Source organism: Streptomyces sp. M2CJ-2 (assembly GCF_016757295.1).
In the GTDB taxonomy this organism is placed as follows: domain Bacteria; phylum Actinomycetota; class Actinomycetes; order Streptomycetales; family Streptomycetaceae; genus Streptomyces.
In genome coordinates, this window is sequence record NZ_JAESIF010000063.1 from 1 (window position 1) to 22,538 (window position 22,538).

20 protein-coding genes are annotated in these 22,538 nt (G+C 72.3%); 9 read left to right on the forward strand and 11 right to left on the reverse strand.

From position 1 onward, the window contains the following. The first annotated feature begins 598 nt into the window (after window positions 1-598). The gene (gene trpS, locus JL475_RS30965) at window positions 599-1,603 is read left to right on the forward strand and encodes a tryptophan--tRNA ligase (RefSeq protein ID WP_202281322.1); all 1,005 of its coding nucleotides are present in this window, start codon (window positions 599-601) and stop codon (window positions 1,601-1,603) included. A 48-nt stretch (window positions 1,604-1,651) separates the two neighbouring features. Here the strand turns inward: trpS and proC are convergent, their stop codons facing one another. The 5 genes from proC to JL475_RS30990 all read right to left on the reverse strand — a co-directional run bounded on the left by proC (window position 1,652) and on the right by JL475_RS30990 (window position 5,263). Beyond that, entirely contained in the window at window positions 1,652-2,464 is an 813-nt protein-coding gene (proC, locus tag JL475_RS30970) for a pyrroline-5-carboxylate reductase (RefSeq protein WP_202281323.1), read from the reverse strand. A gap of 151 nt (window positions 2,465-2,615) precedes the next feature. Beyond that, a complete protein-coding gene (locus JL475_RS30975) occupies window positions 2,616-3,401 on the reverse strand; it encodes an ABC transporter permease (RefSeq protein WP_202281324.1) in 786 nt (261 codons plus the stop codon). Then, a complete protein-coding gene (locus JL475_RS30980) occupies window positions 3,398-4,201 on the reverse strand; it encodes an ABC transporter ATP-binding protein (protein WP_202281325.1) in 804 nt (267 codons plus the stop codon). Before JL475_RS30980 ends, JL475_RS30975 begins: the two co-directional genes overlap by 4 nt. Window positions 4,202-4,394: 193 nt before the next feature. Next, a complete protein-coding gene (locus JL475_RS30985; RefSeq protein ID WP_202281326.1) occupies window positions 4,395-4,907 on the reverse strand; it encodes an EamA/RhaT family transporter in 513 nt (170 codons plus the stop codon). Window positions 4,908-4,948: 41 nt separating this feature from the next. Beyond that, on the reverse strand, window positions 4,949-5,263 hold the full coding sequence (locus JL475_RS30990; RefSeq protein ID WP_202281327.1) for an SH3 domain-containing protein: 315 nt from the start codon (window positions 5,261-5,263) through the stop codon (window positions 4,949-4,951). Between the two features lie 183 nt (window positions 5,264-5,446). Between JL475_RS30990 and JL475_RS30995 the strand changes: the two genes are divergently transcribed. Then, window positions 5,447-7,672 carry a serine/threonine-protein kinase gene (locus JL475_RS30995; protein WP_202281328.1) on the forward strand — a complete coding sequence of 742 codons (2,226 nt, stop codon included), beginning with the start codon at window positions 5,447-5,449 and terminating at the stop codon, window positions 7,670-7,672. 68 nt (window positions 7,673-7,740) lie between these two features. Here JL475_RS30995 and ilvD read toward each other — a convergent pair whose 3' ends face one another. The 4 genes from ilvD to JL475_RS31015 form a co-directional block, all read right to left on the reverse strand. Then, a complete protein-coding gene (ilvD, locus tag JL475_RS31000; protein WP_202281329.1) occupies window positions 7,741-9,594 on the reverse strand; it encodes a dihydroxy-acid dehydratase in 1,854 nt (617 codons plus the stop codon). 160 nt (window positions 9,595-9,754) lie between these two features. After that, window positions 9,755-10,402 (reverse strand): TetR/AcrR family transcriptional regulator, encoded by a 648-nt coding sequence (locus tag JL475_RS31005; RefSeq protein WP_202281330.1) that lies wholly within the window; start codon window positions 10,400-10,402, stop codon window positions 9,755-9,757. Next, window positions 10,399-11,259, reverse strand: coding sequence for a sugar phosphate isomerase/epimerase (locus tag JL475_RS31010; protein ID WP_202281331.1), 861 nt, complete (start codon window positions 11,257-11,259; stop codon window positions 10,399-10,401). Before JL475_RS31010 ends, JL475_RS31005 begins: the two co-directional genes overlap by 4 nt. A 202-nt stretch (window positions 11,260-11,461) precedes the next feature. Then, a complete protein-coding gene (locus JL475_RS31015) occupies window positions 11,462-12,394 on the reverse strand; it encodes a Ppx/GppA phosphatase family protein (protein ID WP_202281332.1) in 933 nt (310 codons plus the stop codon). A 95-nt stretch (window positions 12,395-12,489) separates the two neighbouring features. On the opposite strand from JL475_RS31015, the gene JL475_RS31020 reads away from it, so the two are divergent. After that, a complete protein-coding gene (locus JL475_RS31020) occupies window positions 12,490-13,338 on the forward strand; it encodes a hypothetical protein (RefSeq protein ID WP_202281333.1) in 849 nt (282 codons plus the stop codon). Between the two features lie 104 nt (window positions 13,339-13,442). On the opposite strand, the gene JL475_RS31025 is transcribed toward JL475_RS31020, so the two are convergent. After that, entirely contained in the window at window positions 13,443-15,287 is a 1,845-nt protein-coding gene (locus JL475_RS31025; RefSeq protein ID WP_202281334.1) for a hypothetical protein, read from the reverse strand. Window positions 15,288-15,461: 174 nt separating this feature from the next. On the opposite strand from JL475_RS31025, the gene radA reads away from it, so the two are divergent. Next, on the forward strand, window positions 15,462-16,871 hold the full coding sequence (gene radA / locus JL475_RS31030; protein ID WP_202281335.1) for a DNA repair protein RadA: 1,410 nt from the start codon (window positions 15,462-15,464) through the stop codon (window positions 16,869-16,871). Window positions 16,872-16,952: 81 nt separating this feature from the next. Continuing rightward, window positions 16,953-18,077, forward strand: a complete 1,125-nt coding sequence (gene disA, locus JL475_RS31035; RefSeq protein ID WP_202281336.1) for a DNA integrity scanning diadenylate cyclase DisA — start codon at window positions 16,953-16,955, stop codon at window positions 18,075-18,077. A gap of 70 nt (window positions 18,078-18,147) precedes the next feature. Here the strand turns inward: disA and JL475_RS31040 are convergent, their stop codons facing one another. Continuing rightward, a complete protein-coding gene (locus JL475_RS31040) occupies window positions 18,148-19,023 on the reverse strand; it encodes a hypothetical protein (RefSeq protein WP_202281337.1) in 876 nt (291 codons plus the stop codon). 335 nt (window positions 19,024-19,358) lie between these two features. Between JL475_RS31040 and JL475_RS31045 the strand changes: the two genes are divergently transcribed. From JL475_RS31045 to cseB, 4 genes are all read left to right on the forward strand, one after another. After that, window positions 19,359-20,336: an A/G-specific adenine glycosylase gene (locus JL475_RS31045; RefSeq protein ID WP_237408767.1), complete on the forward strand. Its 978-nt coding sequence runs from the start codon at window positions 19,359-19,361 to the stop codon at window positions 20,334-20,336. Window positions 20,337-20,631: 295 nt separating this feature from the next. Then, window positions 20,632-21,171 carry a SigE family RNA polymerase sigma factor gene (locus JL475_RS31050; RefSeq protein ID WP_202281338.1) on the forward strand — a complete coding sequence of 180 codons (540 nt, stop codon included), beginning with the start codon at window positions 20,632-20,634 and terminating at the stop codon, window positions 21,169-21,171. Then, on the forward strand, window positions 21,159-21,827 hold the full coding sequence (locus JL475_RS31055; protein WP_202281339.1) for a hypothetical protein: 669 nt from the start codon (window positions 21,159-21,161) through the stop codon (window positions 21,825-21,827). Before JL475_RS31050 ends, JL475_RS31055 begins: the two co-directional genes overlap by 13 nt. A gap of 11 nt (window positions 21,828-21,838) precedes the next feature. Continuing rightward, window positions 21,839-22,537, forward strand: coding sequence for a two-component system response regulator CseB (gene cseB, locus JL475_RS31060; RefSeq protein ID WP_202281340.1), 699 nt, complete (start codon window positions 21,839-21,841; stop codon window positions 22,535-22,537). The last annotated feature ends 1 nt before the right edge of the window (window position 22,538 follow it).

The following is a 22,538-nucleotide window of genomic DNA, read 5'->3' on the forward strand; positions in this document are numbered from 1 at the left end:
TTCCGATCCGATTTCCTCGGGGTTTCGCCTTCCGGGTGTCCGCTTTTCGCGTTTCCCTTTCCGGCGGCTCCGACTCTATCAGATCTTTTTCTTCGATCTGACCCCCGGTCAGCGGGGTTTGTCTTTCCGGCCGTTGGGCCGTTCCGACGAGGTGAGACTCTAGCGGATTCCTGACTCCCGAGCTAATCGGGGGCCTGCGCCCTTTCGAACGCGGATTCCTCATTCCACGAATACACGCACCAATGACATGACGACAGACAGAAGACTGCCGTCGAGCAGTTGCGGTACTTGCGGGATGGCTGCCCGGGGACCGACCGGAGTCGGTGCTCACGTCGGACAACTCGGAGAACAGTACTGATCACACCGGAGCATGTCAACTCTCGCTCCGATCCGCCCCCGCGGGCCGCCTCCAGGGCGTAGCCTGGCCCGCATGACCACGCGTACGTACAGCCAGTCCTGGTGGGCCGCCTGACAGCGGCCGTCCTACGTATGCACTCAACGGCCGCCGTTCAGGCGGCCGTTTTCGTCTCTCCATCCAGGACTCCGGAGGCGGCCGGCCGAGACGGCGGGCACGACCGGGAGACGGAGACGGAAAGAGATGACACGGGTTTTCAGCGGGATCAAACCGACCGGCCATCTGACTCTGGGGAACTACCTGGGGGCCATGCGGCGGTGGGCCGCGGTCGACCAGCACCGGGCGGACTCGGTGTTCTGCGTCGTCGATCTGCACGCACTGACCGTGGACCACGATCCGGCGCGGGTACGCAGACTGAGCCGGCAGGCGGCGACGCTGCTGCTGGCCATCGGGCTGGATCCGAAGTCGTGCACCGTGTTCGTGCAGAGCCATGTCGATGAACACGCCCGCCTGTCGTACCTGCTGGAGTGCGTGGCGACCGACGGCGAGACGCGGCGGATGATCCAGTACAGGGAGAAGGCCGCGCGGGAGCAGCGGCGGGGCGGGAGCGTGCGGCTGTCGCTGCTGACGTATCCCGTGCTGATGGCGGCGGACATCCTGGCGTACGGGGCGGACGAGGTGCCCGTGGGTGACGACCAGAGGCCGCACGTGGAGCTGGCGCGGGATCTGGCCGTGCGGTTCAACCAGCGGTACGGGCACACCTTCGTGGTGCCCCGGGCCACGCATCCCGCGGTGGCGGCACGGGTGATGAATCTGCAGGACCCGATGTCGAAGATGGGGAAGAGCGACGATGTCGGACCGGGGATCGTCTATCTGCTGGACGAGCCGGACGTGGTGCGGAAGAAGGTCGTGCGAGCGGTGACCGACAGCGGGCGCGACGTGGTGTACGACAGGGAGGCGCGGCCGGGGGTGACGAATCTGCTGGAGATCCTCGCGGCGTGCTCGGGTGGGGACCCGAAGTCGTTGGCCGGTGCGTATGAGTCGTACGGGGCTTTGAAGAAGGACACCGCGGAGGCCGTGGTCGAGGTGCTGAGGCCGGTGCGGGAGAAGCACAAGGAGTTGTGCGCGGATCCCGGCTATGTGGAGGGAGTGCTGCGGGAGGGCGCGGAGCGGGCGAGGGGCATGGCTCGGCCGACCGTGGATGCCGCGCATCAGGCGATCGGGCTGCTTCCGGCGGTCAGGGCATAGCGCGGGCCGCCTCGCTCGGCGGGGTGGCCACCAGGGGTTCTGGGCTTTTCAGTCCTTGGTGCCGGAAGCCAGTTCGCGGCTGCGGTCGCGGGCTGCTTCGAGGGCGGCGATGAGGGCGGCCCGTACGCCGTGGTTCTCGAGCTCGCGGATGGCGTTGATGGTGGTGCCGGCCGGGGAGGTGACGTTCTCGCGGAGCCTCACGGGGTGCTCACCGCTGTCGCGGAGCATGGTCGCGGCGCCGATCGCGGACTGGACGATCAGGTCGTGGGCCTTGTCGCGGGGCAGGCCGAGCAGGATGCCTGCGTCGGTCATGGCTTCGACCAGGTAGAAGAAGTACGCCGGGCCGGAGCCGGAGAGGGCGGTGCAGGCGTCCTGCTGGGATTCCGGGACGCGGAGGGTCTTGCCGACGGAACCGAAGATCTCCTCGGCGTGGGCGACGTGTTCGGGGGTGGCGTGGCTGCCGGCGGAGATGACCGACATGGCCTCGTCGACCAGGGCGGGGGTGTTGGTCATGACGCGCACCACCGGGGTGCCGGCGGCGAGGCGCTCCTCGTAGAAGGAGGTGGGGATACCGGCGGCGCCGCTGATGACGAGACGGTCGGCGGGGACGTACGGGGCGAGTTCGACGAGGAGGGCTGCCATGTCCTGCGGTTTGACCGTGAGGATCAGGGTGTCGGCGGTCTTGGCGGCTTCGAGGTTGGAGACCGGGGTGACTCCGTAACGGGCGCGGAGTTCGTCGGCCCGTTCCTGGCGGCGGGCGGTGACCAGGAGGTCGGCGGGGGCCCAGCCGCCGCGGATCATTCCGCTGAGCAGGGCTTCACCGATCTTGCCGGTGCCGAGGACTGCGACTTTCTGAGCCATGGCTGGGGGTGCCTTCCGGGGTGTGCGCGTCGTCCTGGTTCATCCTCGCACTCGGGTGGCCCGGGGGTGGGGTGGTGTCCGGTGGGCGGACGGCCGGATGGCCGGTTCGGGGGCGTCCCGGGTGAGCCGCCCGGACGGGCGGCCCGTGGTGTCAGGCCGTCCTGCGTCGCAGGGTCGCCGCGCCCAGGGCGAGGACGAGCAGGGCGCAGCCGGCGACGATCAGGACGTCGCGTACGAAGGCGGTGGTCATGTCGGTGTGCATGAGGACCTCGTTCATGCCGTCCACGGCGTAGGACATGGGGAGGACGTCGGAGATGCCCTCGAGGACGGGATGCATGGTGGCGCGTGCGGCGAAGAGCCCGCAGAGGAGGAGTTGGGGGAAGATCACTGCCGGCATGAACTGGACCGCCTGGAATTCCGAGGCCGCGAAGGCCGAGACGAAGAGGCCGAGGGCCGTGCCGAGGAGGGCGTCGAGCAGGGCCACCAGGAGGAGCAGCCACGGGCTGCCGACGACGTCGAGACCCAGGAACCAGACCGCCAGTCCGGTGGCCAGGGCCGACTGGACGATCGCGATCGCGCCGAAGGCGAGGGCGTAGCCGGCGATCAGGTCGCCCTTGCCGAGGGGCATCGCGAGGAGGCGTTCGAGGGTGCCGGAGGTGCGCTCGCGCAGGGTGGCGATGGAGGTGACCAGGAACATCGTGATCAGCGGGAAGATCCCGAGGAGCGAGGCGCCGATGTTGTCGAAGACGCGCGGGCTGCCGTCGAACACGTAGCGGAGCAGGAGCAGCATCAGGCAGGGGACGAGCAGCATCAGCGCGATCGTGCGCGGGTCGTGGCGGAGCTGGCGCAGGACCCGGGCCGCGGTGGCGAGGGTGCGGGAGGCGTTCAGGGCGCTCGGCGGGGCGGAGGGGCGGGTGGTCGTACGGGGGGTGCTCATCGTGAGGTCTCCTTCGTGCGGCTTGCCTCGGCCGCCGCGTCCACCAGGTGCAGGAAGGCGGCCTCGACGGTTTCGGAGCCGGTGCGGGTGCGGAGGGCGTCGGGGGTGTCGTCGGCGAGGATCTCGCCCGCGCGCATGAGCAGGAGGCGGTGACAGCGCTCGGCCTCGTCCATGACGTGGGAGGAGATCAGCAGGCTCGCGCCCCGTTCGGCGGCGAGGTCGTGGAAGAGCTGCCAGAGGTCGCGGCGCAGGACGGGGTCGAGGCCGACCGTGGGTTCGTCGAGGACCAGCAGTTCGGGGGTGCCGAGGAGGGCGACGGCCAGGGAGACGCGGCTGCGCTGACCGCCGGAGAGGTTTCCGGCGAGGGCGTCGGCGTGACTGGTGAGGTCGACGTCGGTGATCGCGCGGGTGACGTTCTCGTGGCGGCGGTCGGCGGCTGCTCGGCCCGGGTCGAGGATCGCGGCGAAGTAGTCGAGGTTCTGCCGGACCGACAGGTCGTCGTAGACCGAGGGCGCCTGGGTGACGTAGCCGATGCGGGTGCGCAGGGCGGGGTGGCCCGCGGGGAGGCCGAGGACGTCCAGGGCGCCGGTGACCTTGGCCTGGGTGCCGACGATGGCCCGCATCAGGGTCGACTTGCCGCAGCCGGAGGGGCCGAGGAGGCCGGTGACCTGGCCGCGCGGGACGGTGAAGTCGAGGCCGTGCAGGACGGTGCGGGGGCCTCGGACGACGGTGAGGCCCTGGGCGCGGACGGCAGGGGTGTCGTCGTCCGGGCGCGGGGGGCCGGAGGAGTAATTCATCATGCGATGAATAATCCTCTCGGGGGCTGGACACGTCAAGCGGTGGCGGGCGGTGGGCGAGGGCGGCGCGGGCTCGGCGGGTTCGGGCATGCCGAAGGGACGCGCCGGCGCCTGACATCTGGCATGTCGAGGTCGTCGAACGCGTCCGGGGGTTGCCGGAAGGGGCGGGGAGGATCCCGTACTGCGGGTCGGGGCCCTACGGGCGGCGGCGCTTCCCGGGGTTGCCGGAGCGGCGGGAGATCCGCCTCTCGTACTGCTCGCGGGCCGTCCGGTACTCCTCGCGGTGGAGCTTCTCGCCGGGGGCCTCGGCGAGGGAGCGGAAGAAGTAGGCGAGGAGGGAGCCGACGAAGCCGATGCTGAGCAGACCGCGGAGGGACCGCTGCCGGTCGGGGTCGGGGCGGCGCTTGAACGCCTCCCAGGTGTGCCCGAACGCGAGGGCGCTGCAGACCGCGAACATCCCGACCGCGAGGATCCCGACGAAGCCGCCGACCTCGGCGATCCGAAGGCCCTGGTAGGCGATGCGCAGGGCCAGGCAGGAGACGGCCGCGGCGGCGAGGGAGCCGACGGCGACGCCGACCCTGCGGGCCGCGTAGCCGTTGTCGTGGTCGACCCAGGTCGTGCCGAAGAAGCGGATGGGCTCGGGGCGGGGGCCCGCCGGGGCTCCCGGGGAGCCCGCGGTGCTGTCCGGGGTGCCGTTCTCTGCGCTCACGCATCGATTATGGCTCCGGGCGCGCCGCGGGCTCCGGGGGGTCAGGCGCAGCGCGATGCCACGTAGCCGTCGCTGCCCGTCTTCACGTAGGCGTCCGAGACGTACTCGCCGTTGCCGATGTTGTCCCAGATCTTCGACGTGCCGTACGGGCCCGTGACCGTGGTCCCCGGGGTCTGGCAGGAGATGGGGACCTTCGCCCCCTCCGCCAGGACGCGGACGACGGTGTACCCGGTGCCCGGACCGCTGCGGACGTTGAGACGGACGCCCGGTGCGACCGGGTAATAACGCAGGGCCGCCGTGCTGACGGACTCCGTCTCGCCGGTGTCCTCTGCCTCAGCGGCATGGTCGACTGACATGGAAAGCCTCCCCCGTGGTGCACCCCATGACGGTCATGGGGGTCCGTTCCTTCCCCTGAAACACGCCACGCACACCTGTTCACTCGTGGAACACGGACGCCAGCGAGCCGCCTCGGTCTCGTACGTGTCATCGACTAGGCTCCGTGCGTCGCGCGTGCGAACGAACAGCACGGGGGTGGTTCCATGGCGCCGCAGCGGAACGCCGGAGCGGGCGCGGAAGCGGAACTTCCCGAGTACGCCGGTCACTACCGTCTCGAGTCGCGCCTCGGCTCCGGTGGAATGGGTGTGGTGCATCTGGCCCGGAGTACGTCCGGGCTGAAGCTCGCGGTGAAGGTCGTGCACGCCCAGTTCGCACGGGACCGCGAGTTCAGAGGACGTTTCCGGCAGGAGGTGGCGGCGGCCCGGCGGGTCAGCGGCGCCTTCACCGCACCGGTCGTCGACGCCGACCCGGAGGCCGAACGGCCCTGGATGGCAACGCTGTTCATCCCCGGACCGACCCTCGCCGAGCATGTGAAGCGGAACGGCCCGATGCCCTCGCCCCAGTTGCGCAGACTGATGGCCGGACTCGCGGAGGGACTGCGGGACATCCACCGCGTCGGAGTGGTGCACCGCGATCTGAAGCCCAGCAACGTGCTGCTCGCCGAGGACGGGCCGAAGGTCATCGATTTCGGCATCTCTCGGCCGAAGGACAGCGAACTGCGGACCGAGACGGGGAAGTTGATCGGCACCCCGCCCTTCATGGCACCCGAGCAGTTCCGGCGCCCTCGTGAAGTGGGGCCCTCCGCCGACATCTTCGCGCTCGGTTCGCTCCTGGTGCACGCGGCCACCGGACGCGGTCCGTTCGACTCCGACAGCCCGTACGTCGTCGCCTACCAGGTCGTGCACGACGAGCCCGATCTGACCGGTGTGCCGGAGGGACTCGCACCGCTGGTGCTGCGCTGCCTGGCCAAGGAACCCGAGGACCGGCCCTCCCCGGACGAGCTGATGCGGGAGCTGCGGTCCGTCGCGGCCTCGTACGACACCCGGGCGTTCTTGGCCGAGGCCTTCATACCGGCACAGCGGACGGAGCAGACGGCCCCGACGGGCGCCGTACCCGGCCACCAGGTGGAACCGGAACCCGAGGAACCCGAGGAACTTAAAGAACCTGAAGAACCCGGAACGGCAGAGCACGGCTCCGGGCCCGGGGCGGATGCCGGGGAACTCCCCGCCGGGCAGGCGGCGGCCCGGCGCTCCGCGCGGCCTCCGCTGAGCAAGCGGGCGCTGTTCGGGGGCGGGGCGCTCGCCCTCGCCGTCTTCGGCACGCTGTTCTCCCTCCAACTGCTCGGCGACGAAGCCCAGGAGAGACGGACCACCGGCGTGCGGACCACGGCGGCCGCGTTCCGGGCGTGGGAGGTGGCGCCGTCGGGGGAGCAGGGCACCCCGCAGTGCTCGTACGGAGCGGGCCGGCTGTTCTGCGCCCTGCCAGGGCAGGTGTTCGCCCTCGATCCGGACGACGGCGGCACGCTGTGGCGGCACACCGTCGCGCGGTCGGCACCGGGCGGCCCGCCGGTCGTGTCGGGCGGTCTCGTGCAGTCCGCGCCGAGCCGGGGCGACGGGCCGGCGGCGCTCCACCCGGCCTCGGGGAAGCCCGTGTGGCGGCAGGACACCGCCGAGTCCGGCGGCCTGGCCGTCGCTGGCGACACGCTTCTGCTCACCGGCGCCGACGGCACGGTCACCGGCGTGGACAGCGCCTCGGGCGACACGGGGTGGACCGGGCGGATACCGGGACACGGCGTCCCGCTCTTCGACTCGTTCGCGGGAGATCCGCTGGCGTACGCCACGAGCACGTCCGACGACGGCTTGCACACCCGGGTCACGGCCGTCGATCCGCGGACGGGTGAGGTGCGGTGGGACGCGCGGTTGACGGGGATGCTGAAGCCGGTCGGCACCACGGGCGGGTCGGTCGTCCTCACCTCCGCGGACCCGGTCTACGGCGAGACCGAGGCCCTGGTCCGCTACACGCCGGACAGCCGGGAGGTACGGCGGGTGGCGCTGTCCGTCCCACTGGCGCAGGTTCAGGGCACCGTGCACGGGGAGGTCGCCCATCTGACGGGGGCCGGCGGCCGGGTCGTGGCCGTCGACATGGGCGCGCTGCGGCAGCGGTGGAGCCTGGAAACCGGTGCGGCCCGTACGTCCGCGCCGGTGGCCGACGCGCGGCACGTCTTCCTCACGGCGCCCGACGGGCGGCTGCTCGCCGTGGACGCGCGGGTGGGGCGCCTCGTCGGGCAGACGGGGCCCCGGATGGCGGATGCCTCCGACCGGGTCGTCGCCGCGCTGCCCGAGCCGGTGCTCGCCGACGGCCACGTCTACGCCGCCGCCCCCGACGGCACGGTCTTCGCCGTGGACGGCCGGGACCCGGCGGACTGGTAGGGAGCACCACGCGCGCGTGCCCCACGGATGAGGGGCCGCGCGCGCGTGGTGCTGGTGTCGGGCCGGTGTCAGGCGAGCTTCGAGATGTCCCGCACCGCGCCCTTGTCGGCGCTCGTGGCCATGGCCGCGTACGCCTTCAGAGCCGCCGAGACCTTGCGGTCGCGGTTCTTCGGCGCGTACGTGCCGTTCAGTTCCCGCTCGCGGCGGGCCAGCTCGGCGTCGTCCACCAGGAGCTCGATCGAGCGGTTCGGGATGTCGATGCGGATGCGGTCGCCCTCCGCCACCAGGGCGATGGTGCCGCCCGACGCCGCCTCCGGGGAGGCGTGGCCGATGGAGAGGCCGGAGGTGCCGCCGGAGAAGCGGCCGTCGGTGATCAGGGCGCAGGCCTTTCCGAGGCCGCGGCTCTTCAGGTACGACGTCGGGTAGAGCATCTCCTGCATGCCGGGGCCGCCCTTGGGGCCCTCGTAGCGGATGACGACGACGTCGCCCTCCTCGACCTGCTTGGTGAGGATCTTCTCGACGGCCTCGTCCTGCGACTCGCAGACGACCGCCGGGCCCTCGAAGGTCCAGATGGACTCGTCGACGCCGGCCGTCTTGACCACGCAGCCGTCCACGGCGAGGTTGCCGCGCAGCACGGCCAGGCCGCCGTCCTTGGAGTAGGCGTGCTCGGCGGAGCGGATGCAGCCGCCCTCGGCGTCCTCGTCGAGGGCGTCCCAGCGCTCGGACTGGGAGAACGCCTCGGCGGAGCGCACGCAGCCGGGGGCCGCGTGCCACAGCTCCACCGCCTCCGCGGACGGGGAGCCGCCGCGGATGTCCCAGGTCTTCAGCCAGTCGGCCAGGGACGGGCTGTGGACCGAGTGCACGTCCTCGTTCAGCATGCCCGCGCGGTGCAGTTCGCCGAGCAGGGCGGGGATGCCGCCCGCGCGGTGCACGTCCTCCATGTAGTACGTGCGGTCCTTGGCGACGTTGGGCGCCACCTTCGCCAGGCAGGGCACGCGGCGCGAGAGGGCGTCGATCTCGGTCAGGCCGAACGGGACCTCCGCCTCCTGGGCGGCGGCCAGCAGGTGCAGGATCGTGTTGGTCGAGCCGCCCATGGCGATGTCCAGCGCCATCGCGTTCTCGAAGGCCGCGACGGTGGCGATGCCGCGCGGCAGGACCGTCTCGTCGTCCTGCTCGTAGTAGCGGCGGGTGATGTCCATGACCGTGCGGGCGGCGTTCTCGTAGAGCGCCCTGCGGGCCGTGTGGGTGGCGAGGACCGAGCCGTTACCGGGGAGGGACAGGCCGATGGCCTCGGTGAGGCAGTTCATCGAGTTGGCGGTGAACATGCCGGAACAGCTGCCGCAGGTCGGGCAGGCGTTCTCCTCGATGCGCAGGACGTCGGCGTCGGAGATCTGGTCGTTGGCGGCGTCCACCATCGCGTCGATCAGGTCCAGCGTGCGGACCGTGCCGTCGACCAGGGTGGCCCGGCCGGCCTCCATCGGGCCGCCGGAGACGAAGACCGTGGGGATGTTCAGCCGCAGGGCGGCGTTGAGCATGCCTGGGGTGATCTTGTCACAGTTGGAGATGCAGATCAGGGCGTCCGCGCGGTGCGCCTCGACCATGTACTCCACGCTGTCCGCGATCAGGTCGCGGGAGGGCAGCGAGTACAGCATGCCGCCGTGGCCCATCGCGATGCCGTCGTCGACGGCGATCGTGTTGAACTCACGCGGGATGCCGCCGGCCTCGACGACCGCCTCGCTGACGATCCTGCCCACCGGCGCGAGGTGGGTGTGGCCGGGGACGAACTCCGTGAAGCTGTTGGCGACGGCGATGATCGGCTTGCGGCCGATGTCCGCGCCCGGTACACCGGAGGCTCGCATCAGGGCACGTGCGCCCGCCATGTTGCGGCCGTGGGTGACTGTGCGGGACCTCAGCTCGGGCATCGTCGCTCGCTCCTTCAGACCTTCTCAGGGTGCCGGGGTCAGAGAGTTCTGACTCCGGTCGAGCGTACGCCGGTCATCCAGGGATCGGGACAGGGTGTCCGGATTGCGAGATACGTGTCTCGGCGCGGGAGCGGTGGGCCGCGGGTGCGTCAGGGGCCGGTCACCGACCGGTCAGATGCCCCTGCACCACCGGCGCCACCCGTCTGATGATCTGCTCGGGGTCCGCCGAGGCCAGCGGCTCCACCTTGATCACGTACCGGATCATCGCGATCCCGACCAGCTGGGCGGCGGCGAGCTCGGCGCGCAGCTCCGCGTCCGGCAGGTCGAGCTGCCCCGCGATCCTGCGCAGCAACTGGCTGGCGACCAGGCGACGGAAGACGCCGGCCGCGGCCTCGTTGTTGACTGCGGACCGGACGATCGCGAGCAGCGGGGTCCGGGTCACCGGGTTCTCCCACAGATCGAGGATCATCCGGGTCATCCGCTCGCCGACCTCCCCGACGGGAGCGTCGAGGACGGCGTCCCGGCCCTTGAGCGCGGGGGCGAAGGCGACCTCGACGGCCGCCTCGAAGACCTGTTCCTTGGTGCCGAAGTAGTGGTGGACCAGCGCGGAGTCGACGCCGGCCGACTTGGCGATCCCCCGTACGGAGGTCTTCTCGTACCCGCGTTCGGAGAACTCCTCGCGGGCGGCGTCCAGGATGCGGTCGCGGGTGCCGGCCGACTCCGTACGCGGAGGACGGCCGCGGCGCCGGGCGGTGCCGCTGCCACCGGGGGGCGTGTCCGGGCCGCCGGACGCGCTGACGTCGGTCATCGCCTCGGCGCCCAGAGCGCCGAAGACCCTGCGGGTCCTGTGGATCCCGTGGACCCGGACGCCAGGTGCAGGCGGGTGAACGCGAGCGCCTCCGCAAGGTCGGCCTCGCGCTCAGCGCTGGACATGGCGCGACGGGTGTTGACCTCGATGACGACATGGCCGTCGAAGCCGTCGGCCGCGAGGCGCTCCAGCACCTCGGCGCACGGCTGGTCGCCGCGGCCGGGCACGAGGTGCTCGTCCTTGGCCGAGCCCCGGCCGTCGGCGAGGTGGACGTGACCGAGGCGGTCGCCCATACGGTCGAGCATCCCCAGGGCGTCGGTGCGGGCGGTCGAGGCGTGACTGAGATCGATCGTGAAGTGGCGGTAGTCGTCCTTGGTGACGTCCCAGTCGGGGGCGTAGGCGAGCATCTCGCGGTCGCGGTAGCGCCAGGGGTACATGTTCTCCACGGCGAACCGCACATCCGTCTCGTCCGCCATCCGCCAGACCCCGTCGACGAAGTCGCGGGCGTAGTGGCGCTGCCAGCGGAAGGGCGGATGGACGACGACCGTGGTGGCCCCGAGCCGCTCGGCGGCGGAACGGGCCCGCTGGAGCTTGGTCCAGGGGTCGGTGGACCACACGCGCTGCGTGATGAGCAGGCAGGGGGCGTGCACGGCGAGGACGGGGATCCGGTGGTAGTCGCTGAGTCTGCGCAGCGCCTCGATGTCCTGGCTGACCGGGTCGGTCCACACCATGACCTCGACGCCGTCGTACCCGAGGCGTGCGGCGATCTCGAAGGCCGTCGCCGTCGACTCCGGATAGACGGAGGCCGTCGACAGAGCGACCTTCGCATCCGGGATGCGCACCGCTGGTTCTGCCACGAGGGACAGCGTACGGGGTGTGTTCGACGGGCGGGACGCGAGCGATGCGCTTCGGCCGGAGCCGTTCTTCCCCGCCGGAACGGCATGTCCGCAGGGCACGGGGCGCTTGTCCGGTGCCCTCGGCCGCCGGTCCGGGCACCCGCCGTGTGATCGATCTGACCGAACACGGGCCGCCCCTCACCCACCCGCCGCGCGGACGTCGCTACGCCGGGCCCATGTGGTCCAGGCGGCGCAGTATGACGCCCTCGCGCAGGGCCCAGGGGCAGATCTCCAGGCACTCCACGCCGAACAGGTCCATCGCGGCCTCCGCCACCAGGGCCCCGGCCACCAGCTGGCCCGCGCGGCCCTCGGAGACGCCGGGAAGCCCGGCGCGCTCGGCGGTGGTCATGCCGGACAGCCGCGACACCCAGCCCTCCAGGGACTGGCGCTTGAGCTCACGCGGGACGTACGGGCCCTCGGCGGAGCGGGCGGCGCCCGCGATGCGGGCGAGCTGCTTGAAGGTCTTGGAGGTGGCCACCACGCGGTCGGGCGGGCCGAGGCGGCTGAACTCGCCGACCGTACGGGCGATCTCCGCGCGGACGTGCCGGCGCAGCGCGCGGACGTCGTCCGGTACCGGCGGGTCGCCGGGCAGCCGGGCGGTGGTGAGACGGCCGGCGCCCAGCGGCAGCGACACCGCGGCGTCGGGCTCCTCGTCGATGCCGAAGGCGACCTCCAGAGAGCCGCCGCCGATGTCGATGACCAGCAGCTTTCCCGCCGACCAGCCGAACCAGCGACGGGCGGCGAGGAAGGTGAGCCGGGCCTCCTCCGCGCCGGTGAGGACCTGGAGCTTGACGCCGGTCTCCTCACGCACGCGTGCGAGGACGTCGTCGGCGTTGCGGGCGTCACGCACCGCCGACGTCGCGAACGGCAGCAGTTCCTCGACGCCCTTGTCCTCGGCGGCCTGGAGCGCCCCCCGGACGACCGAGATCAGCAGGTCCGTCCCGTCGGCACCGATCTCTCCGTCGGCGTCCAGCAGCTGGGCGAGGCGCAGGTCCGCCTTGTGCGAGTGGGCGGGCAGCGGGCACGCCCCGGGGTGCGCGTCCACCACCAGCAGATGCACCGTGTTCGAACCCACGTCGAGGACACCGAGTCTCATGTATTGCACGCTACTGCCCGCCGGGCGGCGTGAACCCCGCTCCACGCAACTCGAGCCGGTGCCGGACAGTGAGATGGGCGACTTACCCTGGACGGGTGCCAAAGACGAAAAAGGCGAAAACCGAGAAGACCGAGAAGGCGGACATGAAGACCAAAAAGGTCGTCGGTCCTTCCCAGGTGCCGTCGGATGTTCCGCCGAACGACGAGAAGGGCCTCGACTTCGCGCGGGCGTGGGTGGAGTTCCCCGATCCGGCGGACGACGAGCAGGTGTTCCGCTGCGACCTGACGTGGCTGACCTCTCGCTGGAACTGCGTTTTCGGCAGCGGCTGCCAGGGCATCCAGGCGGGCCGCGCGGACGACGGCTGCTGCACCCTGGGTGCGCATTTCTCGGACGAGGACGACGAGAAGCGGGTCGCAGGGCACGTCGCGCGGCTCACTCCGGACATCTGGCAGCACCACGCCGAGGGCACCCGGAACGGCTGGGTCTCCGAGGACGAGGACGGCGACCGTCAGACCCGGCCGTTCCAGGGCTCGTGCATCTTCCAGAACCGGCCGGGCTTCGCCGGTGGCATGGGCTGCTCGCTGCACATCCTCGCCCTGAAGGAAGGCCGCGAGCCGCTGGAGACCAAGCCGGACGTGTGCTGGCAGCTTCCGATCCGGCGGACCTACGACTGGATCGACCGGCCCGACGACACGCGCGTGCTGCAGGTTTCCATCGGCGAGTACGACCGCCGCGGCTGGGGTCCGGGCGGCCACGACCTGCACTGGTGGTGCACATCGGCGACCTCGGCGCACGGCGCGGGCGATCCGGTGTACGTCTCCTACCGGGCGGAGCTGACCGAGCTGATGGGCAAGGCCGGCTACGACCGGCTGGCCGAGCTGTGCGAGGAACGGCTGGCCTCGCAGTTGCCGCTGGTGGCACCGCATCCGGCGGATCCTTCCTGAGGCCTCGCTCCGTCTCCCGGGGCGCCGGGCTCCGGGCACGCGGCACGGAGCCCGCAGAACACACGGCGCACCCGGCACACACGACACACAGCACGGTGCACGCGTCAGGACGCGGACGGGCTCGCGTCGCCGCCGCCGGCGGACGGTGACGCCGAGTCCGCGGGTGCGGTGGGGGACGAGTCGCCCGGTGCCGGGTCGGTGGGCTCCGGCTCGGTGGGCTCCGGCTCGGGGGACGAGGGGGACCCGCTCGGGTCGGGCTCCGAGGGGGCCGGTGACGTGGGCGTCGGATCCGGGGCCTGGGACGACGGCGGCGGGCCCCCCGGCTCGCCGGGGCCCGGGGGAGGGGCGCTCGGGGAGCCGGGGTGCGTGGTCCCCGGGCTTCCGGGACGACCGGAGTGCGAGCCGCCGGGGGCGGAGGGGCCGGGGGCCGGGCCGTGGCCGGTGATGGTCACCACGGCGCCGGCGGGTGAGACCGCCACCCGCGCGCTCCAGCGGCCGGACGGCTCGCGCAACTGGTCGACGTACACCCTGATCGTCAATGACCGGCCCGGTCGGAGCGTCCCCGACGACTGGCTCAGGTACAGCCAGGACACACCCGTCGACGCGGACCAGCGGACCGGGGCGGAGCCCCTGGCGCTCAGTGTGATCAGCGTGGTGTCACCGCTGCGACCTGCCGTGACGCCCAGCGCGGCGGCGTCCGTACGGCCGGCCCCGGTGACGTCGACGACCTCCACGGACACGTCGGCCTCGCTGTCCTTGCCGTTCCTGCCGTCCTTGCCGTCCTCGCCGTCCTCGCCGAAAGGGCCCCCCGGCCGGGTGCCGGCGTTGCCGGCGTTCTCGTAGCCGCCCACTCCCTCGCCGTCCAGCTCGACAGGCGTGTCGGCTTCCCGCGCGGAGGCGGAGCGGCCGTCCCCGGCCTCGCCGACGGGGGTGCCCCGGTAGGCGGCCCACAGCGCGAGCACGGGGGCCGCGACGACGGTGGCGACGACGGTCGTCGTGACGGCACGCGCGCGCAGCCGCTCTCTTCGCGCGATCCGGTCCTTGGGATCCATCGGGAAGCCGCGCCGGTCGAAGCGGGGCGCGGCACCACGCGCGCGGCGATGCCGCGCCATCGCCGCGCGCAGGGCGGCGTCGGGAACCGCCAGGACGGGCAGTTCGTCGGGGGTGACGCTGGTGCCGGGCCAGTGGCCGGGGACGGCGTGCTCGGCGGTACGGCGGCAGCGCGGGCAGTCGTCGACGTGCCGGACGAGTTCGCGGCGCAGCGTACTGCTGAGCACGAGCCGGTTGTCGCCGGTGAGGTGCGCCACGCCCCGGCAGGCACCGGCCTCGACGACGGCGAGCACCGCGCGGGTGCGCTCGACCTCGCAGGCGGCGGAGGCGAGCAGGTCGCGGGCGGCGACGGGTTCCATGCCGAGCACGGCGGCGACCTCGGGGGCACCGAGGTGGTGGCGGACGGCGAGTTCGAGCGCCTCGCGCTGCTCCGGTGTGGTGCCCGCGGCCTCCGGCCAGGCCAGCAGGGCCAGCTCACCGCGCCGCTGCTCCTGGACCTCCTCGGAGACGGCCGGGGCGGTGGCGGTCCGGTCCGGCCGTCTCCGGCCGCCGCGGCCCGCCGCATGGGTGAACTGCCGTTCCTGCCGGGCCTCGGTCAGCTTGCGCAGACACGCCCAGCGGGCCAGCGCGTACAGCCAGGCCCTGCGGTCCCCGGCCGCGTCCGGGGCCTGCCGGCCGCGGCGCTCCGCGAGCGTGAGGACCTCGGCCAGGGCGGCGGTCGCCGCGTCGTGGTCGCACAGCACGGACAGGCAGTAGGTGAACAGGCCGTCCAGGTACGGTTCGTGGCATACCGGCGGCCGGTGCGCCAGCGTGCGGGCGGCCCCCCGGTCGCGCACCTCCCGGTGCGCCCGGTGTACGCCGGTCATGCGGGGCGGGATCTCCGGGCCACTGCTCATCATTCGGCGACCGTAGGCGGCCGGGGGTGGCCCCTTCCGGAGCCCTGCGCAGTTTTAATCCGTACGGGTGAAACGATCCCTCAATCGGGGACAGGAACCTTTCACCTCACGGTCGGCCGGGTCCCGCGCGGCGGGCTCCGGTCCGCGTTGTCAGTGGCGGGGGCTACCGTTTCGACCATGGCTGCCCGTACCAAGACCACCAAGGACCGACCGTCCTACCGCTGCACCGAGTGCGGCTGGCAGACGGCCAAGTGGCTCGGCCGCTGCCCCGAGTGCCAGGCATGGGGGACGGTCGAGGAGTACGGCGTGTCCGCGGTCCGCACGACGGCCCCGGGGCGGGTCACCACCTCCGCCCTGCCCATCGGCCAGGTGGACGGCCGCCAGGCCACGGCCCGCTCCACCGGTGTTCCCGAGCTGGACCGGGTGCTCGGCGGCGGACTGGTCCCGGGCGCCGTCGTCCTCGTCGCGGGCGAGCCGGGCGTCGGCAAGTCCACGCTCCTGCTGGACGTCGCGGCCAAGTCGGCGAGCGACGAGCACCGCACGCTCTACGTGACGGGCGAGGAGTCGGCGAGCCAGGTCCGGCTGCGGGCCGACCGTATCCACGCCATCGACGACCACCTGTACCTCGCCGCCGAGACGGACCTGTCCGCCGTGCTCGGCCACCTCGACGCGGTCAAGCCGTCCCTGCTGATCCTCGACTCGGTGCAGACGGTCGCCTCCCCGGAGATCGACGGGGCGCCGGGCGGCATGGCCCAGGTCCGCGAGGTGGCCGGCGCGCTGATCCGGGCCTCCAAGGAGCGCGGGATGTCCACCCTCCTGGTGGGCCACGTCACCAAGGACGGCGCGATCGCGGGCCCGCGGCTGCTGGAGCACCTGGTGGACGTGGTCCTGCACTTCGAGGGCGACCGGCACGCGCGCCTGCGCCTGGTCCGGGGCGTCAAGAACCGCTACGGCACGACCGACGAGGTCGGCTGCTTCGAGCTGCACGACGAGGGCATCACCGGTCTGGCCGACCCCAGCGGGCTGTTCCTCACCCGCCGTGCGGAGCCGGTCCCGGGCACCTGTCTGACGGTGACACTGGAGGGCCGCCGCCCCCTGGTCGCCGAGGTGCAGGCGCTCACCGTCGACTCGCAGATCCCCTCCCCCCGCCGCACCACGTCCGGACTGGAGACCTCGCGCGTCTCGATGATGCTCGCGGTCCTCGAACAGCGCGGCCGCATCAGCGCCTTGGGCAAGCGCGACATCTACTCCGCGACGGTCGGCGGGGTGAAACTCTCCGAGCCTGCGGCGGATCTGGCCGTCGCGCTCGCCCTGGCGTCTGCGGCGAGCGACACCCCGTTGCCCAAGAACCTGGTCGCGATCGGCGAGGTGGGCCTCGCGGGCGAGGTCCGGCGGGTCACGGGCGTTCAGCGGCGGCTGTCCGAGGCGCACCGGCTGGGCTTCACGCACGCGCTCGTGCCGGGCGATCCGGGCAAAATCCCGTCAGGGATGAAGGTTCTGGAAGTCGCGGACATAGGGGATGCTCTGCGCGTCCTTCCGCGCTCCCGTCGCCGAGAGGCCCCACGGGACGAGGAGGACCGCCGGTAGACTTTGCCCTGGTCTCGCCCGTCCGTACGAACCGAGTGCGCGAAACAGGGGCGCCCCAGACATCGCGACCGGAGGAGTGCAGTGGCAGCCAACGACCGGGCAGCAGCTCCCGGAAAGTCCGGCGGGAGCGCCGGTTCCGATCGCCAGATGCGCGCCTCGCTGAGTGCCGTGGCACCCGGTACCACCCTCCGTGACGGCCTGGAGCGCGTGCTGAGGGGCAACACCGGTGGTCTCATCGTGCTCGGTTCCGACAAGACCGTCGAGACGCTGTGCAGTGGCGGCTTCGTCCTGGACGTCGAGTTCACCGCGACCCGGCTGCGCGAGCTGTGCAAACTGGACGGCGGCATCGTCCTGTCGTCCGATCTGTCGAAGATCCTTCGGGCCGGCGTCCAGCTGGTACCGGACCCGACGATCCCGACCGAGGAGACCGGCACCAGGCACCGTACCGCCGACCGCGTCTCCAAGCAGGTCGGCTTCCCGGTCGTCTCGGTCTCCCAGTCGATGCGCCTGATCGCGCTGTACGTCGACGGCCACCGCCGTGTCCTGGAGGACTCGGCGGCGATCCTGTCCCGCGCCAACCAGGCGCTCGCGACGCTGGAGCGCTACAAGCTCCGCCTCGACGAGGTCGCCGGCACCCTGTCGGCGCTGGAGATCGAGGATCTGGTGACCGTGCGGGACGTCTCGGCGGTCGCGCAGCGGCTGGAGATGGTGCGCCGCATCGCCACCGAGATCACCGAATACGTGGTCGAACTGGGCACCGACGGCCGCCTCCTCGCCCTCCAGCTCGACGAGTTGATCGCGGGAGTGGAACCGGAGCGCGAGCTGGTCGTGCGGGACTACGTCCCCGAGCCCACCGCCAAGCGCTCCCGCACCGTCGACCAGGCCCTGCACGAGCTGAACGCGCTCCCCCAGGCCGAACTCCTGGAACTGTCGACGGTGGCCCGCGCCCTGGGCTACACCGGATCCCCCGAGACACTGGACTCGGCGGTCTCCCCGCGCGGTTTCCGGCTGCTGGCCAAGGTGCCGAGGCTGCCCGGCGCGATCATCGACCGCCTGGTGGAGCACTTCGGTGGCCTGCAGAAGCTGCTCGCCGCCAGCGTGGACGACCTCCAGGCGGTGGACGGCGTCGGCGAGGCCCGTGCCCGCAGCGTCCGGGAGGGCCTGTCGAGGCTGGCGGAGAGCTCGATCCTGGAGCGGTACGTCTAGCGGTCGGCCCGGCCCCTCCGGCCCGCTCCCGGCCCGGCCCGCTCCCGGCCGCTCCAGGTCCGGTTGAACCTCAGGCGCTCTCCAGCACGAAGGACGTCTGCACCTTCGCGAACCCCGGCGCCTTCGCCTCCACCAGATACGTACCGGCCTTCGCCGATCCCGCCGGCGGCGTCGCGCACTGCGCGGCGCTCGGCTTGCGGTCCCACTTCACGCCGTACGTGATGCTGTCGCCGGCCGGCACCCGGAAGACGAGGCTCCCCGGGCCCTCGGGACAGTCGTCCGACGCCCAGTACGCCTCGTCGCCGTCCGCCTGAGTGATCGTCAACACGGCGTTCTTCGGGCCGAGATCGACCTTGCAGTCGCTGCCGGAGATGTTCCGCGCGGTCAGCCGGAAGGTGGGCTTCGCGTCGGGCTCGTAGGCGTTGCGGACGCTGCGCAGACTGAACTTCACCGCGCTCGGGGTGCAGTTGGGCAGTCCGGACCCGGCCGGCAGCGCGTCACCCGCGCCGACCCCCGTCGAGGTACCGCTTTCGGAGCCGTCGGCATCGCTGCCGCCGGCGTCGCCACCGGCGTCGCTGCCGTCGTCGCCACCACCGGCACCGCCGTCCGAGCCGCCGCCGGAGTCACCGGGGTCGCCGTTCGCCCCGTCGTCCTCCGTACCGGTCCCGGACGAGGAGCCGCCCGAGTCCTCACCGCCCGACTCGTCACGTCCGCCCGGCGCCTGACTGATCGCCGGTCCCGAACTCGACGGTCCCGGAGCGATGGTGGACGGCGCGGGATTCTTGCCGTTGGCCCCGTTGTCGTGTCCGCCGTCGCCCCCGTCACCGGAGACGACGATCCAGGTGACGAGCAACGCCAACACCCCCAGCAGGGACAGCAGTACTGCCCTCCTACGCCAATAGATGGAGGAGGGAAGCGGCCCGACCGGATTGCGCAGAGATCCCACGGCGCAAACTGTACGAGAGATCCGGGCCGTCACCGGCCCCACCCGCCGCTGAGAGCCACAACTTTTCCGGATCATCATCCCGGAAACCGTCCACTGACCCCGCCTCTCGCCGGGCGCGGCGCGCGATGATCGCACAGTGTGACCATTTCTGCATCCTGTGCGCGATCCGTGACCGTGTGGCTCCGCGGGCGGCGAGCGGCACCGCCGACGCGGCACTCCGACGCCCGCGCGTTCGCGATCGCGGCCCTTGCACCTCTGGCCAGAGCCCTGTCGCCCGCTTGACGGGGTGGCGGAGTGCCCGTTCCCGTGGGTGGTCGTGGCAGGATCGAGGTGCCATGACTGCTCCCACCAAGCCCCCGCACAGCGGCACCGCCGAGACCACCGAGACCACCGAGACCGCCGACACCTCCGCCGACGACACAGCGCCCCGGTGTGCTCCCGGAGAGCCGCTGCACTCCCCCGTCATCGACTGGTTCGACGAGCACGCCCGGGATCTGCCGTGGCGGCGCCCGGAGGCCGGCGCGTGGGGGGTGATGGTCAGCGAGTTCATGCTCCAGCAGACCCCGGTGAACCGGGTCCTGCCCGTCTACGAACAGTGGCTGGCCCGCTGGCCGCGCCCCGCCGACCTCGCCGCCGAGGCACCCGGTGAGGCCGTCCGCGCCTGGGGCCGGCTCGGTTACCCGCGCCGCGCACTGCGGCTGCACGGAGCCGCCGCCGCCATAACGGAACGGCACGGCGGCGACGTACCCGCCGACCACGCACAGCTCCTGGCGCTGCCCGGCATCGGCGAGTACACGGCGGCCGCCGTGGCGTCGTTCGCGTACGGGCAGCGGCACGCGGTGCTGGACACCAATGTCCGCCGGGTGTTCGCCCGCGCGGTCACCGGTGTGCAGTACCCGCCGAACGCCACCACCGCCGCCGAGCGCCGGCTCGCCCGCGCGCTGCTGCCCGAGGACGAGTCGACCGCCGCGCGGTGGGCCGCCGCCTCCATGGAGCTGGGGGCGCTGGTGTGCACGGCGAAGAACGAGGCGTGCCACCGCTGTCCGATCGCCGCGCAGTGTGCCTGGCGGCTCGCGGACAAGCCGGCGCACCAGGGACCGCCACGGCGGGGCCAGACGTACGCGGGCACGGACCGGCAGGTCCGCGGACGGCTGCTGGCCGTGCTGCGGGAGGCGCACGGCCCTGTCCCGCAGGGGGCCCTGGACCGGGTGTGGCATGAACCGGTGCAGCGTGCGCGTGCACTGGACAGCCTCGTCGCCGACGGCCTGGTCGAGCCCCTGCCCGGCGGGCTGTACCGGCTGCCGCTGACCTGACGCACCGGCGGGTCGCCCGCTCCCCCGCGCACGGGTGTCCGCCGGCACCCCCGGTGCGGCCATATCGCCCCACACTCCCCCCAACCGTCCCACCTCTTTACCTCGTTCCTACTTCCGTTACACAACCGACGGACAGCCGACGGCCGGCCGCAGGCTGCCCCGCACAGTGCCGTGACAACACCTCCGTAACTTCGTTCCCGTGCCCTCCAGTCAGGGACACGACGACCACGGATCACAGCGGTGGGGACCGGGACGCACGGGCGGGCCGGCGCGGGGAGCGGAAGGGCGGATCACCATGGCGCAGGGCGAGGTGCTCGGGTTCGAGGAGTACGTCCGCACCCGGCAGGACGCGCTGCTGCGCAGCGCCCGCCGTCTGGTGCCGGACCCCGTCGAGGCGCAGGACCTGCTGCAGACCGCGCTGGCCCGGACCTACGGCCGCTGGGACGGCATCGCCGACAAGCGGCTGGCCGACGCCTACCTGCGCCGCGTCATGATCAACACGCGGACCGAGTGGTGGCGCGCCCGCAAGCTGGAGGAGGTGCCGACCGAGCAGCTCCCGGACGCCCGCGTGGACGACGCCACCGAGCAGCACGCCGACCGCGCACTCCTGATGGACGTGCTGGAGGTGCTCGCCCCGAAGCAGCGCAGTGTGGTGGTGCTGCGACACTGGGAGCAGATGTCCACGGAGGAGACGGCCGCCGCCCTCGGCATGTCGGCGGGAACGGTCAAGAGCACGCTGCACCGGGCGCTCGCCCGGCTCCGCGAGGAGCTGGAGGCCCGCGAACTGAACGCACGCGCGCTGGAGCATGAGGAGCGGGAGCGTTGCGCGGCCTGACCGGCGCGGGGCCCGACCGGGCCCGGAGAACCGCCCGGGCGGCGACCACGGTGACGTCCGTGCTCGCCGCCCTCGGCCTTGTCGCCACCGCCTGCGGTACGGGCGGCACCGGCGCACGGGACGAGGGGCCCGCGCACGCGGAGTCGGCGGCCGACGCCCGGTCGCCCGCTCCGTCCTACGCGGCCTCGCGCATGCCGGTCCCGGCCGGCGCCCGCGTGGACGCGGTGCGGCTGGTCAAGGGCGACCCGACGGTCTCGGCGGCGGTCAAGCGGGAGCTGAAGCCGTGCGTGGCCGACGAGTACCCCGTCGACGTGAGCTACGGGAACCTCACCGGGGGGACCGCGGACGATGTCGTCGTCAACGTGCTGACCTGCGGCGACGCGGTGGGCGTCGGCTCGTACGTGTACCGCGACCAAGGCGGCGCGTACCTGAACGTGTTCAGGACCGAGGAGCCGCCCGTGTACGCGGAGATCGACCGCGGGGACCTGGTGGTGACCATGCAGGTGTACGAGCGGGGCGACCCGGTGTCGAGTCCCTCCGGCGAGAACGTCATCACCTACCGCTGGACCTCGGGCCGGTTCGCCGAGAAGTTCCGTACCCACAACGACTACGGCAAGGTGGCGGGCACGGAGCCGACGCCGGCGCCCGACAGCTGAGGAGCACCGGCATGGCAGACCAGACCCACGTGCTGTTCGTCGAGGACGACGACGTCATCCGCGAGGCCACCCAACTCGCCCTGGAGCGGGACGGCTTCGCGGTCACCGCGATGCCCGACGGGCTGTCCGGCCTGGAGGCGTTCCGGACGGACCGGCCCGACATCGCGCTGCTGGACGTCATGGTCCCCGGCCTCGACGGCGTCAGCCTGTGCCGGAGCATCCGCGACGAGTCGATGGTTCCGGTGATCATGCTGTCGGCGCGTGCGGACTCCATCGACGTCGTCCTGGGCCTGGAGGCGGGCGCCGACGACTACGTGACCAAACCGTTCGACGGTGCCGTCCTGGTCGCCCGCATCCGTGCGGTGCTGCGCCGCTTCGACCGGGCGAACGGCGGCCGGCAGGATCCGGCGGCCGCGGACGACGGGGGCGTACTGGCCTTCGGCGAGCTGGAGATCGACACCGTGGGCATGGAGGTGCGGCGGGCCGGGGAGCCCGTGTCGCTGACACCGACCGAGATGCGGCTGCTGCTGGAGTTCTCGTCGGCGCCGGGCACCGTGCTCTCCCGCGACCGACTGCTCGAACGCGTGTGGGAGTACGGGTGGGGCGGCGACACCCGGGTCGTCGACGTCCATGTGCAGCGGCTGCGCGGGAAGATCGGCCAGGACCGCCTCGAGACGGTCCGCGGCTTCGGCTACAAACTGAAGGCCTGAG